Source organism: Mesorhizobium sp. ANAO-SY3R2 (genome assembly GCF_042466635.1).
Taxonomy (GTDB): Bacteria; Pseudomonadota; Alphaproteobacteria; order Rhizobiales; family Rhizobiaceae; genus Aminobacter.
In genome coordinates this window covers 26216-41546 of record NZ_CP159952.1, presented here as the reverse complement: position 1 = coordinate 41546, position 15331 = coordinate 26216, and the positions used below count along the sequence as shown (strand labels likewise).

The following is a 15331-nucleotide window of genomic DNA, read 5'->3' as shown; positions in this document are numbered from 1 at the left end:
CATGAGCGATCGCACCGCAACATTGGCTGACCGGGGCATGATGCGCCCGCCTGCTCGGCGCAGTTCATTGGCGAAGACGTATTTCGGCACGCCGGGCAACACGCTGGTGACGCTGGTCTGCCTCGCCGTGCTGGCACTCGTCGCCAAGGTGGCGGTGAGCTGGCTTCTGCTTGATGCGGTGTTCGACGGCACGCCGGAAGACTGCAAGGCAAGCTCCGGGGCCTGCTGGCCGTACCTTGCCGCAAAGATGCGCTACATGCTGTTCGGCATCTATCCCTTCGACGAGCAGTGGCGGCCGCTATCGGCGACCCTGTTGTTCATCGCAGCCATGGCCGTTTCCGGCATTCCTAGGCTGTGGGGAAAGCCGCTGCTCTTCGCCTGGGTGGCGTTGCTGCCTGTCCTGTTCGTGTTGATGGCCGGCGGTGTGTTCGGGCTCACGCCAGTGCCGACGTCGCAATGGGGCGGTCTGCCGCTGTCGTTCATGCTGACCTTCGTGGGGCTGGTCTGCGCGCTGCCGCTTGGAATTCTGCTCGCTCTCGCACGCCTTTCAAACCTGCCGGCCATCCGCATTCTGGCCATCACCTTCATCGAGCTGGTGCGTGGCGTTCCTTTAATCAGCATCCTGTTCATGGCGTCCGTCATGTTGCCCCTGTTCATGCCGGACGGTGTGACGATCGACAAATTGCTGAGAGCACAAGTCGCCATCATCCTGTTTGCCGCAGCCTACATCGCCGAAATTGTGCGGGCTGGGCTCCAGGCCCTGCCGCGTGGCCAGGCGGAGGCCGCGCAGGCACTGGGCCTTCACTACTGGCAATACACCCTCCTTGTGACCATCCCGCAGGCGCTCAAGACGGTGATCCCGCCGCTCGTTTCGCTGTTCATCGGCTTTTTCCAGGATACGACGCTGGTCACCATCGTGGGCCTGCTAGATTTTCTGAACACCGTCCGCACGGCCCTGCGCGACCCAAACTGGCAAGGTATCGCCGTGCTCGAAGGCTACGTATTCGCGGCCGTGGTCTACTTCGTCTTCAGTGCGCTCATGGGCGCCTATAGCCGCTTTCTCGAGAAACGATTCAGGGTAGGTCATGACTGAAACCACGGTCATTCGCGACGTCGAAACCATCGTTGCCTATGATGCTGTCTGCGACCGGCATGTCTACCGTCACGGCGGCGACGTGGCGTTCGACGAAACCGGACTGCTCTGTGTCGGTCAGCACTTCGAAGGTCAGGCGACAACCGAGCTGTCTGGCAAGGCGCGGATGGTCATGCCCGGACTGATCGACATCCACTGCCATTCGCATGACGAGCCCCTGGCCAAGGGCATCTTCGAAGACGTCGGCACTGCCGCTCTGTGGGGCCAGGCGATGTATGAGTACTCCGGCGTCATCGACGGGGGCGAAGACGCTCGCGCAGCCTGCCTGACGGTGATGCTGGGCGACCTTATGCGCTCAGGCGCAACAACCGTGCTCGACATCGCCGGCGCCCATGACGTCTGGCTCGACATTGCGGCCCAAAGCGGCGTGCGCGGCTATCTTGCGCCCGGTTTCCGCCAGGCCGACTGGGTGGTGCATGATAGTCATCGGCTCGATTTCGAATGGGACGACAAGGCCGGCCGAGACGCCTTCGCTCGGGCGCTGGACTTCGCCGATTGGGCGAGGGCGCATCCGAGCGGGCGGCTGGACGGCGTCATCGCGCCGTCGCAGGTCGAAACCTGCCGGCCGGACCTTTTGGTCGATGCTGCCCATGAGGCGCGCAAGCGCGGCATGCCGATAACCATCCACGCGGCCCAGACCATGGCGGAGCATGAAGAGTTGCTGCGCCGCACCGGACTGACCGCTGTACAGTATCTCGACCAGCTCGGTGTGCTCGGCAGCGACGTCATCCTCGGTCACTGCATCTTTGCCGACCATCATTCCTGGACCCGGCAGCGGACTAGAAACGACCTCCAGATTCTGGCCGCACGGTCAACGACAGTTGCCCATTGCCCCGTCACATTCGCCCGCAGCGGCATGGCCCTCGAAACGCTTGGCGCTTACCGCCGCAGCGGCGTCAACGTTGCCATCGGCACCGACAGCTACCCGTTCAACATGCTGGAGGAGATGCGCCAGGCGCTGGTCTGCTCGCGGCTCGGCGGAAAAAGCGTTTTCGACATCACCACGGGCGATATCTTCGACGCCGCAACGCTAGCCGGTGCGCGGGCACTTGGCCGGACCGACATCGGCAGGCTGAGCGTCGGCGCCAAGGCCGACATGCTGGTCATCGACCTGAACGCACCATCGATGCGGCCGGTTTATGACCCGCTGCGCAGCCTGCTCCACTGCGCAGCCGAGCGCGCGGTCGAACGCGTCTATGTCGACGGGCGGCTGACGGTCGATCGGGGCAAGCCGACGCAACTCGACTATGACGGGGCCGTCAGGGAAATGCAGGCGCTGCAGGACTGGGCCTGCGCCCGCGCAGGCTTGCACGATCCGAAGGGGCGCAACATCGCCGAACTGGCGCCGATGTCGCTGCCCGCGTTTGGAAGGTAAACGCCGATCCGCGCCGGCTATCAGGTCAGGATGGGGTAGCTCGGCGAGAAGATCTCCGACACCGGCGGATGCTGCCAGCTTCTATCAGGATATTTGGCGATGAGGCCTTCGAACTGGCGTTGCACGCGCTCGCGGGCTGCGCGGATGTCGAAACCGGCCAGTTGGCCGTCCATCATCGACAGTCGCCCGTCCACGAAAACGGCCTGTGCAACCTTGCCCGATCCGCCCAGCACCAGCGTGGTGATGGGATCGATGGTCGGTGTCATATAGGGGTCGTCGAGGCGGAACACGGCGATGTCCGCCTTGGCGCCGGGTGCCAGACGCCCGATATCGCTCCGGCCGAGCGCCTTGGCCCCGCCAAGCGTGGCAGCGTCGTAGAGGTCCTTGCTCAACACGGCATCCGAAGCCTTCTCGCTGATGCGGCAGGCAACGAGCCCCATCAAGAGGTTCATCAGCATGTCAGGCGGGGCGGTATCGGTCGCCATGCCGATATTGATGCCCAGCTTGCGGCATGCCGCGAACGAATTCAACGTGCCGCCCATGCGCGCCGACACCAGTGGCGAATGGGCGATTGAGACCTGGTGCTCGGCGTAGAGCTTCAGGTCGGTTTCCGAGGCATGGGTGGCATGAGGCGCGACCAGGCGCTCGCTGAGCAAGCCATGATCGGCCATCCATTGCGGTCCGGATGCGCCGTGTAGCTGGTGCATGGTTTCAAGCTCGAGCTTGCCTTGGGCCATGTGCATACGCACCCGGCAATCGAGGTCGCGCGCGGCGTCCATCGTCCGTTGCAAGAGGCCGAGCGTGCAGGTCTCGACCCGGTCGGGTGCAAGCATGCCGTTGACCAGGCCGCCATGGCGACCGTGCTGGCGTTCAATGAAACCGATGGCATCCGCAAGTCCGGCGATGCCCTTCTCCTCATCGAACATCGGGACCATCTTGCCGGGCGCTTCCAGCACCATGCCACCCGAGCGGTAGGCAGGGCTGAGAAAGACGCGCAGGCCAAGGTCGCCGGCCGCATCGGCTGCCGCGTCGAACTCGGCGACGGTCTCGCCCCACTCGCGATAGTAAAGCGAGGCAATCGGCGCGGCCGTTGTGATGCCGTTGAGCAGCAAAAGGCCGAAGGCGAAGCGTTTCTGGAAAGCCAGCTCCTCCGGCGTGTACATCTCGTATGGACCGCGCTCGACATAGGAGCGCGGCCAGATCCGGCCCTTGGACCAGCCGGGCTGGTTGTCGGTGACAAGGACGTAGGTATCGATATCCGAGAGCGCGTCGAGGTCGATCAGCCCGGGACTGATCAGCGCGCTGCCGAAATCGATCCGACGGGCGACCTCACCGTCAAAGCGAAGACCGGCGAAGATGACTTTGCCATCCTCCATCACCAGTTCGCCGCGGGGCACCAGGCAGTGGCCGTTCCCGCAGTATGCCAGCAGCCAGTCGGCCGTCATCAGCGTGCGGCCCGCGGGCCGCTTTCCAAGGGTGAGATCGGTCGGGCGTGTCATGACAGTTCATTCCGTTGTGCATGCTTGCTCAGTCACGCGCAGGGCGCGATAGCGAGGTCAAAAAAAGAAAGGGCGTTTCACCTGAAACGCCCTTCGAGTTGAGGATCAGGCGGCCGCGCCTACTTGCCGGCCATCTGGGTGTGCCAGTGGCGAGGCTTGTTGTCGGCGCGGAAGTCGACGCTCTTCACCTTGCCCAGCATGGCCCAGGCAATCGGCTGCTGATGGAGCGGGATGAGCAGCACTTCGTCCTTGGCCAGCTTCAGCGCCGCTTCTTCAAGCTGGAGCCGCTTGGCGTTGTCTGGTTCCTGCACAGCCTGCTCGACCAGCTTGTCCAATTCCGGATACGACCATCCGCCATAGTTCGAAACGCCGACCTTGCCGGTCTTGGTGGAGAGCACCTGAGCGAGCAGCGAATAGGCGTCGAGCGTCGGCTCGTTGGCCCAGCTCAGGTTGAACATGTCAGCCTTGCCGTTGGTGCGCTTGGGGGTCTGCACGGCGCGTGGCGCGATGTCGATATTCGGCTGGAAGCCTGCGCGCTTCAGCATGTTGGCGATGCCGACGCAGAAGTCTTCTTCGTTGATGCTCTCGTCGTTCATGCAGGTATAGGTGAACGGCAGGTCCTTGTGGCCAGCGTCGGCCAGCAGCTGCTGCGCACGCTTGGGATCGGCCGGGCTGTAGGTGTCGAGCGCCTTCGAGTATCCGGCGATTTCCGGAGCGATCACCGAGCCTGAGGGGCGTGCCAAGCCGCGCATGACCTTGGCATTGATCAGGTCGCGGTCGATGGCGGCTTCCACGGCCTGTCGAACGCGCAGGTCGTTGAACGGGTTGGGACGTCCGTCCTCAAGCTTTTCCTTGCGGTTGAACGCCACGAAGACCGTGCGCAGTTCAGTGCGCTTGTTGACTGTGATGTCCTGCGAGGATTCGAGGCGGGGAAGGTCCTGGATCGGCGCGGAATCGATCAGGTCGACCTCGCCGGACAGTAGTGCCGCCACGCGCGTTGCCGGCGACGAGATCGGCAGGTATTCGATGCGGTCGAGATTGTGCTTCTTTTCATCCCACCAGCCGTCGTTGACGACCAGAACGGTCTTGCTGTCCGGCTGCCGGCTTTCGAGCTTGAAGGGGCCGGTGCCGTTGGTGTTGTGAGTGGCGTAGCCCTCGACCTTGGACGCGAAATCGGTCGGCTTTTCGGTGTTGTTGTCCTTCAGCCATTTCGCGTTGAACATGAAGATGTTGGTCATGTCGTTCAGGAAGAGTGACGTCGGCGCCGAAACTTCGACATCGACCGTGTAGTCGTCGACCTTCTTGCTGCTGACATAGAGCGGGATGTTGCCGCGCAGCGGCGAGGTCGGGTCGGTCACGCGCGTCAGCGAGGCAATCACGTCGTCGGCGGTGAAGTCGCTGCCGTCGTGGAATTTGACACCCTTGCGCAGGGTGAAGCGCCAGTGCTTGTTATCGACCAGCTTCCATTCGGTCGCGAGCGCGGGCTCGATCTGGAAGTTTGCATCGTAGCGAACCAGCCCCTCATAGATGTGGTTGAGAAAGGCGAGGTTCGATGTCGACGGAACCGAGTCCGGATCGAGCGAGTAGATGTCGGCGCGGCTACCCCAGCGCAGCGTTTCCGCGCTGACTGGTCCGGCAATCGCGACTGCAGCCACTGCACCGAGAATGAGTTTCTTCAAGCGAGACATATTACCTCCCAGGATCACGCTTCCAGAACTGCAGCATCGTAATGAATGGAAATATTGTCAACAATATTGTTGACGCGAATTGCCGACATCGGTAGCAAACTGATCGAAGGCTGTGTGCGGCCCATTGGTGTCCGCCGGCTGGTCGGAGGCCGCATTTGCGGTGCGGGCCGGCACAATGGGAGGGAATCGCTTGAACGACTTGCTACTGCTCCACGCAACCATTGTCACTGTAGACCCCGACAGGCGCATCCTTGAGGACGGGGCAATCGCCATTTCCGGCGACAGGATTGTCGACATTGGCGCCAGTAGCGATCTCCAGGCGAGGCATCAAGACAAGAAGGTTCTGGATTGCCGCGGCAAGCTCATCATTCCCGGGCTCATCGACGCGCACGGTCACGCCGGACACGTGCTCATCCGCAGCATCGCCTCGGATACCAATTCCATGTGGATGCGCATCGTTACGCCGACCTACTACCACTACACCACCCGTGACTACTGGTATGCAGACGGGCTGGTGTCCGGCCTTGAGCGCCTGCGTGCTGGCGTTACCACCGGCGTCAGCATCATCTCGTCCATGCCCAGAAGCGACGACCCGGTCTTCGCCATCAACCACGCCAAGGCCTATGGCGAGATCGGATTGCGGGAGGTCGTCTGCGTCGGCCCGGCCGGCTTGCCGTGGCCGCATCCGGTGACACGCTGGGAGACCGGAAGCCCGGTACGGCACAGTGTTTCGTTCGAGGAGATGATCGAGGGCGCCGAAGCGACCATTCAGGCAATCAACGGCAGCGCCGATGGGCGCATAAACGTGTTCCTCACGCCGTTCACGATCGTGCCGTCGCTTGACCCGTCGAACGCGTCAACGCCCGACCAGGCGGTCAAGCTGACTGCCGACGACCGCATGCAGGCGCGTCGCGTGCGAGAGACCGCGCGCAAATGGGGCGTGCGCATCCATTCCGACGCCTTCGCCGGCCAGATCCGCATGGCCTTTCAGGACAAGGAGAATGCGATTCTCGGGCCAGACGTCCATCTCCAGCATTGCTGGGGCATCTCGCACGAGGAGATCGACATCCTCGCCGAGACTGGAACCTACGTTACCCACGCACCGCCCGGCCGTGCGACGCCCATCCTGAACATGATCTCCAAGGGCGTGCCGGTGGCGATCACCTCGGACGGCGTTTCCCCCAGCCGCCACTTCGATATGTTGCAGATGGCCCGCCTGACCCAGTTCACGCAGCATTTGCTGCACAACCACGACCGCTACCTGCTGCCGCCGGGCAAGGTGTTCGAGATGATCACCATCGAGGCCGCCAGGGCGCTCGGCATGGACCACGAGATCGGATCGCTTGAGATTGGCAAGAAGGCGGATATTGCCATCATCAACATGCGCCAGCCACACCTGACGCCGAACTGGATGGTGGTCCACCGCCTGGTTCAGCAGGTTCTCGGCAGCGACGTCGAGACCGTCATAGTCGACGGCAAGATCCTGATGGAGGGCGGCAAGGTGCTGACGACCGACGTCGAGCAGGCGCTCGATTTTGGCGAGCGCGAAGCCCAGGCTTTGGTCGAACGGGCGGGCCTGCAGGCGCACATGCACAGCCCCGGATGGGGACAGCTCAGCCGGACGTTCGAAGAGCCAGTGGTGCCGCCTGCGCCTCCGGCAGTCTGAACCTTTGACTTCAAACAATTCGGTCCGCCCAAGGCTTGCCTTCGGCGGACTTTTTTTTGGCCGATACTGGAGCAGGGAAGGCCGGCCCATTCTAGATGGGCCGAAAGCTCTTAGCCGTTCATTGCAAGGCGCTGTGGCGCAAGGCCGCCGGCGCTGGCCGCTTGTTTTTGGCGCGGATAGTTATAGGCGTTGACCTTCGATGTGGAGTAGCCGGCGCCAACGAGAGCCTCGGCGATTTTCAGCGCAGCTGTCACCCCATCGATCACAGGAACGCCGGTTGCCTTGGCCAAGCGCTCGCATAGGCTCGACATTCCTGCACAGCCCAGAATGATGGTTTCTGCGCGATCCTCGACCTTCGAGCGCTCGATCACGTCGATCAGCAAGCGCTCCGCCGTTTCGGGGTCCTCCTCCAGGCCAAGGACAGGCAAATCGATGGCATGTACCGCACGGCAGTGATGCCCGGCGCCGTAAGCCTGGACGATGTCTTCGATGATGGGCACCGAACGCGGCAGCGTGGTGACGACCGAAAAGCGGCGACTGATCGTCATGGCGACCTGAACGGCTGCCTGGCAAATACCGATTACCGGTCCCCTTGCCACCTCGCGGGCGGCATGCAGGCCGGGGTCGTCGAAGCAGGCAATCACATAGGCATCGACGCCCTGTTCCTCGCCCTTGCGGATCTCCGACAGCATGTCCGGCACCGCTAGCGCCTCATCGAGGCTGCCCTCGATGCTGACGGGCGTCTCGGTGGGGTTCACTGCAGTCACGTGCGTTCCAGCGCTCGCCACGCGCAGCGCGCTCTCCAGCGCCTGGTTGGTCATGGATGCTGTGGAATTTGGATTGATCAGGCGAATATGCACGTTGGTAAATCCTAGTCGCCGCTTTTGGTTGTCTTGAGCACATCCGCGATCGCCGGTGCCTTGAGCACGAACTGGCGGTCGGAAGTGATGTAGTTGTCCGCATGAAGCCGAGCGATCGGCTGATAGGTCTCGGAGTTCACGTAGCGCCCCTCCTCGTCGAGGCAGTCGCGGCGGACATGCATATGAACCACTTCGCCCAGCACGAGGACGCGACGCGGGTACTCGATCAGCCGCTCCACACGGCATTCGAACGAGCAGGGCGCATTGGCGACAAAATCGACATCGATCTGGGCGCCACGGGCTGTCGGCAGCCCGGCCATCTCGAGTTCATCGACATCGCTGTCGAACCCCAAGCCGCAGACGAGCATTTGTTGCGACAGGGCCATGTCGACCATGTTCACGACGAACTCGCCTGTTCGCCTGATGTTGACGACGGTATCCTTGTCCTCGCCCGACAGGCGCGGCTGGATGCCGAGCACTACAATGGGTGGCTCGTGCGAAAAGACATTGAAGAAGCTCATCGGCGCGGCATTATTCTGCCCGCTGGCCGAGCGGGTTGTGACAAGCGCGATCGGCCGCGGCCCAATGAAATTGGTAAGCAGGCGATAGCGGCTGTCCATCTCCAGCCTCGTAAAATCGAACTCCATTCGTCCTCTCAGTTCCGCTTCATTGGTACACAATCTGATACGTAATTGTCAGCAAAACGCGATTCAGGTATTCTGTGCCAATGTTGACTTTTTGTTATCTATGGCGAATGTCGGCCTTGGTGGGGGCGTAGTTTCATGACCGAACAAGCAAGCGTTTCGACGCAGCAGATTGTCGAAAAAGTATGGCTTTCGATTGCCGAGCGCAGGCTGCGTCCTGGCGTCCAGCTCAAAGAGGGCCAACTGGCCGCAATTTTCGACGTCAGCCGCGCGCGCATCCGCCAGGCTCTGACTGCGCTCGAGCGCGAAGGCCTGGTGACAATCATCCCGAACCGCGGTGCTTTCGTTTGCCAGCCGTCGGTCGACGAGGCCAGGGACGTATTCGCCGTTCGCCGTTCCGTTGAAGCCTGCGTCGTCGCACGTATCGGAACCTCGATCTCGAAGGCCGATGTCGCGCGCCTGCGCAGCCATGTCGCCCAGGAGCGGACCGCCAGTGCCAAAGACGTAACCACTGATATCATCAAGCTGTCGGGCGGTTTCCATCTTCTGCTCGCCGAGATTTCTGGCTCCGATTTCCTGTTTGGAATGATGCGCGACCTGATCTCGCGCACCTCCCTCATTACAGCCGTCTATCGCAACACCGCTCGTTTCAACTGTGGACCGGACGAGCACGATGAAATCGTCGAGGAGATTGCCAAGGGCAACTTCAAGAAGGCGGAGGCGCTGATGGAACATCATCTCGAGCACGTGGAAACGGAACTCGACTTGAGGGAAGTGCGCGACATATCCCACGACTTGCGGGCCGCGCTGGCGTAGTCCGGCCCGCGGCAACATCATTCGTCTCGCACCAGATGGCAGGCCACGCGTGTTCCGTTGGCCAGCGCGCGCACTTCGGGAAGCTCGGCCGAGCAGATCGCCGTGGCAGTGGGGCACCGCGGATGGAACGGGCAGCCCGACGGCGGCCTGAGCGGACTTGGCACCTCGCCGCCGGCAACGTCGCGATCCCTGTTGGGGTTCTCGATATTCGGGATCGTTTGCAGCAGCAGCTGGGTATAGGGATGGCGCGGTTGTGCGAACAGCTCTTCCGTCTCGCCTTCCTCGACGATACGCCCGAGATACATCACCGCTATGCGGTCGGACATGTGCCGAACCACGCTCATGTCGTGGCTGATGAACAGGTAGGTCAGTCCCAACTCGTCCTGCAGGCGCCGCATCAGGTTGAGCACCTGAGCCTGGACCGACACGTCCAGCGCCGAGGTTGGTTCGTCGCAGACCAGGAACTCTGGCTCGCCCGCCAAAGCGCGTGCGATCGAGATGCGCTGCCGCTGTCCGCCCGAGAATTCATGCGGGAACTTTTCGCCATCCGAGGCTGACAAACCGACGATTTTCAGCAGTTCGACGACGCGCTCGTTGACCTCGGTCGCAGAGCTCCTCAGCTTCAGCTCGCGTATCGGCTCGGCAATGATGTTCTTCACCCGCCAGCGTGGATTGAGCGATGCATATGGATCCTGGAAGATCATCTGAGCCGATAGCGGCTTGCCGTCCTGGCCCGGCGCAAAACGTATCTCGCCGCCGTTCGGCCGGTAGAGCCCTGTCACCAGCCGGGCGACAGTGGATTTGCCGCAACCGCTTTCGCCGACGAGGCTGAGGCAGCCGCCCATCGGCACGTTGAAGCTGATGTCGTTGACGGCCTGGAGAAACTGCCGCGGCTTGCGCTCGACCACACGATTGAGCCATGGCGCGGATACGTCGAATGTCTTGACAAGCCGGTCGACGCTGAGCGCCGGCTTTTTTTGTGCGGACGCGGCAGTCATGCGGTTCCTCCTGCATTCATCCAGCATGCGCTTGCCCCGTCGCCCGCTGGCAGCAGGCTAGGGCGCTCGCGCACGCAACGCGGCCCGGCCTCCCGGCAGCGTGGGTTGAAGGCGCAGCCGGTCGGGATGGCGTCGAGCCGCGGCATCGATCCATCGATCTGGTTGAGCCGCTCGACACGGGCTCCCAGAGCAGGAATCGAGGCCATCAGGCCGCGCGTGTAGGGGTGCTTGGGCGCATGCAGGACTTGATCGACCGGCCCGATCTCGACGAGGCGACCGGCATACATCACGGCGATGCGGTCGGCAGTCTCGGCGATGACTCCCATGTCATGCGTCACCAGCATCACCGCTGTCTGCTTCTCCTTGCACAGCCGGCGCAGAAGCGAGGTGATCTGCGCCTGGATCGAAACGTCGAGGGCGGTGGTCGGCTCGTCGGCGATGATCAGTTTCGGCGACGCCGCAAGCGCCAGCGCGATGACCACGCGTTGACGCATGCCGCCGGAGAACTGGTGTGGGTACTGGTCGAAGCGCTCCTCGGGCGACGGAATGCCGACGTCCTTCAGCAGCGAAATTGCGCGGGACTTCGCCTCGGCCTTGCCCATACCGAGGTGCTGCCGGATGGTCTCGGTCAGCTGCGCCCCGACCGTGAAGAGGGGATTGAGCGAGGTCAGTGGATCCTGGAATATCGCGCCTATTTCGCGTCCGCGGATCTTCTCCATCTCACGGTCGTCCAACGTATCGATCCGGCGATCGGTGAGCCAGATCTCGCCGTCGGCGATACGACCAGGCCTTTCGAGCAGCCCCTGGATCGCGAGCCCGGTCATCGACTTGCCCGCGCCCGACTCGCCGACGACACCAAGGATCTCGCCAGGACGTATCGACAGGCTCACATCGGAAAGCGCCGTCGCGACCCCGCGACGACCTGGAAATTCAACCTTGAGGTTGCGGACCTCAAGCACGGCTTTCTCAGTTTCAGCCATTGGCATTGCCCTCGATCGGGTAGCTTGGCGGAAAGATCTCCGACACCGGCGGATTGCCCCAGCTGCGTTCAGGATATTTCGCAATGAGCCCGTCGAACTGCCGTTGCGCGCGCTGCCGTGCTGCCTTCATGTCTATGCCGGCGACCTCGCCGAAGCGCATGGACAGACGCCCGTCGACGAAGACGGCTTGGGTGACCTTGCCCGAGCCACCCGTCACCAGCGTTGTGATCGGGTCGATGGAGGGGGCCATGACGGTATCGTCAAGACCGAACACCGCGATGTCGGCGCGCGCGCCCGGGGCAAGCCGGCCGAGGTCGTCGCGGCCGAGCGCCCTGGCGCCGCCGAGCGTTGCCGCATCGAACAGGTCAGCGCACCGGACACGATCTGGGGCGCGATCGTTGATGCGGCAAGTGATCAGGCCAACGAGCAGGTTCATCAGCATGTCGGCGGGCGTGGTGTCCGTTCCCATCGCAATGTTGATGCCGCGCTCGCGGCACTTGGAGAATGAGTTCAGCGTGCTGCCTCCGCGAGCCGACACAAGGGGGCAATGGACGATCGACACGCCGTTGGCGGCGTAGAGCTTGAGGTCTTCCTCGGTGGCGTTCGTTGCATGCGGCGCGATCAGCCGATCGTTGAGCAAGCCGGCGCGACCCAGCCAGACCGGAGCGGTCGAACCATGCAATTTGCGGATGGTGTCGACCTCCATCGCGCCCTGCGCCATATGCAGGCGGATCTTGCATCCTAGTTCGCCGGCGGCAGCCTGGGTCTGGCGCAAAAGCTCTTCCGTGCAGGTCTCGACACGGTCAGGCACCAGCAGTCCGCGCACGAGGTCGCCATGGCGGCCCGACTGCCGACCGATATAGTCGACGGCATCGCGCAGACCTTGCAGACCGCGTTCCTCGTCGAATACCGGCGACATCTGGCCGGGCGCATCGAGCACCATGCCGCCGGCGCGATAGGCCGGGCTGAGATAGACGCGGAGACCTAGTTCGCCCGCGGCATCGGCAGCCGCATCGAACTCGGCGACTGTCTCGCCCCACTCGCGGTAGAACAGCGATGCGATGGGCGCGGCCGTGGTGATGCCGTTCAGAAGCAGCTGGCCAAAGGCGAAACGCTTTTGGAACGCGAGTTCCTCCTGCGAGTACATCTCGTAGGGTCCGGCCTCGACATAGTGGCGCGGCCACACCCGGCCCTTTGCCCAGCCGGGATGGTGATCGATGCCGAGGATCGTCGTATCGAGATCCGACAAAGCGTCGAGATCGATGAAGCCAGGGCTGACGAGCGCGTTGCCAAAGTCGATCCGGCGGGCGACCTCGCCGGGGAAATCGGTCCCGACAAAAACCACTTCGCCGCCGTCGATGACAATCTCGCCATTGGGGATGAGCCGGTGCCCGCCATCGCGATGGCCGAGCACCCAGGCGGCCGAGATTAGCGTCCGCCCTTCCGGGCGCTCGCCGAGTTCGAGTGTATCGAGAATCTGTCGCGTCATGGCATGTCCACCACTGCCTGGCCGGCGCGCGCGGTGACGCGGCCACCCTTGATGACCAGCGGACGCGGCGCGACGTCGACGACAGCATGGGCGAGCGTCTCGCCGGCAAGCAACGTCAGATCCGCCTTGCAGCCTTCCGCCAGGCCGTAGCCATCGATGCGCATGACATCGGCGCCGCCTTGCGAGATGATGTGGAGCAGATGCTCCAGCTCGATGTCGGAACGAAGGCCGTTCTTCATGCCGACGATCTTGGCGCGATCGAGCATGTCGGGCTGGCCCCACGGTCCCCAGGTATCGCGAATGCCGTCGCAACCTGCGCCGACACGGACGCCGGCCTGCTTCAGGCGCATGATCGACGGCACGGTTGCCGACGGCGCGCCCGTCGTGAGGATCGCCACGTCCAATTCGGCGATCTGTTCAATGAGGTGGCCGACCCGCAAATAGTCGTTCATGCCAAGTGCGAAGGCGTGGCTGATGGCGACCTTGCCCTGCATGCCATTGGCGCGGATGCGCTCGAACATCAGCTCCATGGTGAAGGCGCCGAGATCGCCCGCCTCATGCAGGTGAATGTCGATCGGGCATTGGTGCTTCACCGCCAGTTTAAAGATGGCATCCAGCTGGCCCTTGGGGTCGCGGTCGATGCCGCAGGGGTCTATGCCGCCGAGCACCTCGCAGCCCTGGCTGAGTGCCTCGTCTAGCAGTTCAAGCGTGCCGGGCATTACCATGACGCCGGACTGCGGGAAGGCGACGATCTCGATATCGATGATGCCCTTGAGCTTCTCGCGTGTCTCCATCACGCCCTCGACGATAGCGAGGCGGTGAATCGGGTCGATGTCGACGTGGCTGCGAATGTGGGTCGCGCCATGGGCGGCGAGACCGATCGCGTGGCGCATCGACTGGCGATGCGGATCGATGCCGATGGCGATCCGGTTTTCGCGCTCGAAGTCGATACGCTCGCGCAGCACCGCACGACGGTTGTTCTCGTGCCAGGGCATGCCCCAGGTCGTCTTGTCGAGGTGGGTATGCGCATCGATGAGTCCGGGAATGGCGATGGCGCCACCGCCGTCCTCGACCGCCATTCCGGGGTCCGCTTCGAAATGACCAGCGCCGGCAATCCGTCCATCACGGATCAGCAGGTCGCAGTTCGCACCCCCATGAGGCCGAACGTTGCGGAGCAACAGATTAGTCATGCATGCCTACCTCAGTTTCGGATTGAGCACGTCGCGCAGCCAGTCGCCCAGCACATTGACAACGACGACGAGCAAGCAGAGCTGGATCACGGGGAAAAGCACGATCCACCAGGAGCCGGAGAAGAGAAACTGGTTGCCGACGCGGATCAGCGTTCCCAACGACGGCTGTCCCGGAGGCATGCCGATGCCAAGAAACGACAGGGTTGCCTCGGTCAGGATCGCCATGCCGAAGTTCAGCGTGGCAGCGACCAGCACCGGCGTCAGCGTGTTGGGCAGGATGTGAAGCGCCAGGATGCGGCGGGAGGGCACCTTCAGCAGCCTCGCCGCCTGGACATACTCCTTGTTGCGCTCGACGATCGTCTGCGCGCGCACCGTGCGCGCATATTGCACCCATGATGACAGCGAAATGGCCAGCACCAGCACCGCGGAGGCTCCAATCTCGCGCAGGTCGGCCGGAAGCAGCTGTCGGACCACTGTCGACACCAGGATCGCAATCAGAATGGTTGGGATCGACAGGGTGATGTCGCCGATGCGCATCAGGATGTTGTCGACGAAACCGCCAAAGAAACCGGCGACCAGTCCGGCCGTCATGCCGATCAGAAGCGACAGGGCGACCGAGGCAAGGCCGATCACGATCGAGATGCGCGTGCCGTAGAGGATTGCCGAAAGCATGTCGCGGCCCTGCGTGTCGGTGCCGATCAGGTAGGGCCATTCGCCGCCCTCTTGCCAGACCGGCGGAAGCTCTGCCTTCCACATGTCGAGCTGTGCGGCATCATAAGGGTTCTGCGGGGCCACCAGCGGCGCGAACACCGCCGCTGCGACAAGCACGGCAAAGATCGCAGCGGCGACCATCGCGGATTTGCTGTTGGTGAAGGACCACCAGACATCGCTGTTGCGAATGCGCTGCATCATGGTGTGGCGCGGCGCGGCGCCTGGTTTCGAAGCGTCGGTCGTCATCGAACTGCCTCCACGG

The 15331-nt window shown here is 63.0% G+C and carries 13 protein-coding genes; 4 read left to right on the top strand and 9 right to left on the bottom strand.

The genetic code is table 11. From position 1 onward, the window contains the following. Window position 1: 1 nt before the first annotated feature. Window positions 2–1093 carry an amino acid ABC transporter permease gene (locus ABSY17_RS00575; protein WP_378941053.1) on the top strand — a complete coding sequence of 364 codons (1092 nt, stop codon included), beginning with the start codon at window positions 2–4 and terminating at the stop codon, window positions 1091–1093. Then, complete coding sequence (locus ABSY17_RS00570; protein WP_378941051.1) at window positions 1086–2528, top strand: amidohydrolase family protein; 1443 nt, start codon at window positions 1086–1088, stop codon at window positions 2526–2528. Before ABSY17_RS00575 ends, ABSY17_RS00570 begins: the two co-directional genes overlap by 8 nt. A gap of 20 nt (window positions 2529–2548) precedes the next feature. Here ABSY17_RS00570 and ABSY17_RS00565 read toward each other — a convergent pair whose 3' ends face one another. Then, window positions 2549–4027 carry an amidohydrolase family protein gene (locus tag ABSY17_RS00565; protein WP_378941049.1) on the bottom strand — a complete coding sequence of 493 codons (1479 nt, stop codon included), beginning with the start codon at window positions 4025–4027 and terminating at the stop codon, window positions 2549–2551. Window positions 4028–4146: 119 nt separating this feature from the next. Next, window positions 4147–5715, bottom strand: a complete 1569-nt coding sequence (locus ABSY17_RS00560; protein WP_378941047.1) for an ABC transporter substrate-binding protein — start codon at window positions 5713–5715, stop codon at window positions 4147–4149. 190 nt (window positions 5716–5905) lie between these two features. Between ABSY17_RS00560 and ABSY17_RS00555 the strand changes: the two genes are divergently transcribed. Continuing rightward, the gene (locus tag ABSY17_RS00555) at window positions 5906–7381 is read left to right on the top strand and encodes an amidohydrolase family protein (RefSeq protein WP_378941045.1); all 1476 of its coding nucleotides are present in this window, start codon (window positions 5906–5908) and stop codon (window positions 7379–7381) included. A gap of 110 nt (window positions 7382–7491) precedes the next feature. Here the strand turns inward: ABSY17_RS00555 and ABSY17_RS00550 are convergent, their stop codons facing one another. Beyond that, window positions 7492–8241, bottom strand: coding sequence for an aspartate/glutamate racemase family protein (locus ABSY17_RS00550; protein ID WP_378941043.1), 750 nt, complete (start codon window positions 8239–8241; stop codon window positions 7492–7494). A gap of 11 nt (window positions 8242–8252) precedes the next feature. Next, the gene (locus ABSY17_RS00545; protein ID WP_378941041.1) at window positions 8253–8888 is read right to left on the bottom strand and encodes a flavin reductase family protein; all 636 of its coding nucleotides are present in this window, start codon (window positions 8886–8888) and stop codon (window positions 8253–8255) included. A 135-nt stretch (window positions 8889–9023) separates the two neighbouring features. Here ABSY17_RS00545 and ABSY17_RS00540 point away from each other — a divergent pair, with 135 nt between their 5' ends. Beyond that, window positions 9024–9701, top strand: a complete 678-nt coding sequence (locus ABSY17_RS00540) for a GntR family transcriptional regulator (protein WP_378941039.1) — start codon at window positions 9024–9026, stop codon at window positions 9699–9701. 17 nt (window positions 9702–9718) lie between these two features. On the opposite strand, the gene ABSY17_RS00535 is transcribed toward ABSY17_RS00540, so the two are convergent. Genes ABSY17_RS00535 through ABSY17_RS00515 form a run of 5 tightly spaced genes read right to left on the bottom strand, consistent with a single transcriptional unit; the run spans window position 9719 to window position 15315 of the window. Beyond that, on the bottom strand, window positions 9719–10699 hold the full coding sequence (locus tag ABSY17_RS00535; protein ID WP_378941037.1) for an ABC transporter ATP-binding protein: 981 nt from the start codon (window positions 10697–10699) through the stop codon (window positions 9719–9721). After that, on the bottom strand, window positions 10696–11679 hold the full coding sequence (locus ABSY17_RS00530) for an ABC transporter ATP-binding protein (protein ID WP_378941035.1): 984 nt from the start codon (window positions 11677–11679) through the stop codon (window positions 10696–10698). The genes ABSY17_RS00535 and ABSY17_RS00530 overlap by 4 nt, the downstream gene beginning before the upstream one ends. Continuing rightward, window positions 11672–13168, bottom strand: coding sequence for an amidohydrolase family protein (locus ABSY17_RS00525; RefSeq protein WP_378941033.1), 1497 nt, complete (start codon window positions 13166–13168; stop codon window positions 11672–11674). Before ABSY17_RS00525 ends, ABSY17_RS00530 begins: the two co-directional genes overlap by 8 nt. Beyond that, window positions 13165–14358: an amidohydrolase family protein gene (locus tag ABSY17_RS00520; protein WP_378941031.1), complete on the bottom strand. Its 1194-nt coding sequence runs from the start codon at window positions 14356–14358 to the stop codon at window positions 13165–13167. Before ABSY17_RS00520 ends, ABSY17_RS00525 begins: the two co-directional genes overlap by 4 nt. A gap of 6 nt (window positions 14359–14364) precedes the next feature. After that, entirely contained in the window at window positions 14365–15315 is a 951-nt protein-coding gene (locus tag ABSY17_RS00515; RefSeq protein ID WP_378941029.1) for an ABC transporter permease, read from the bottom strand. Window positions 15316–15331: the final 16 nt, after the last annotated feature.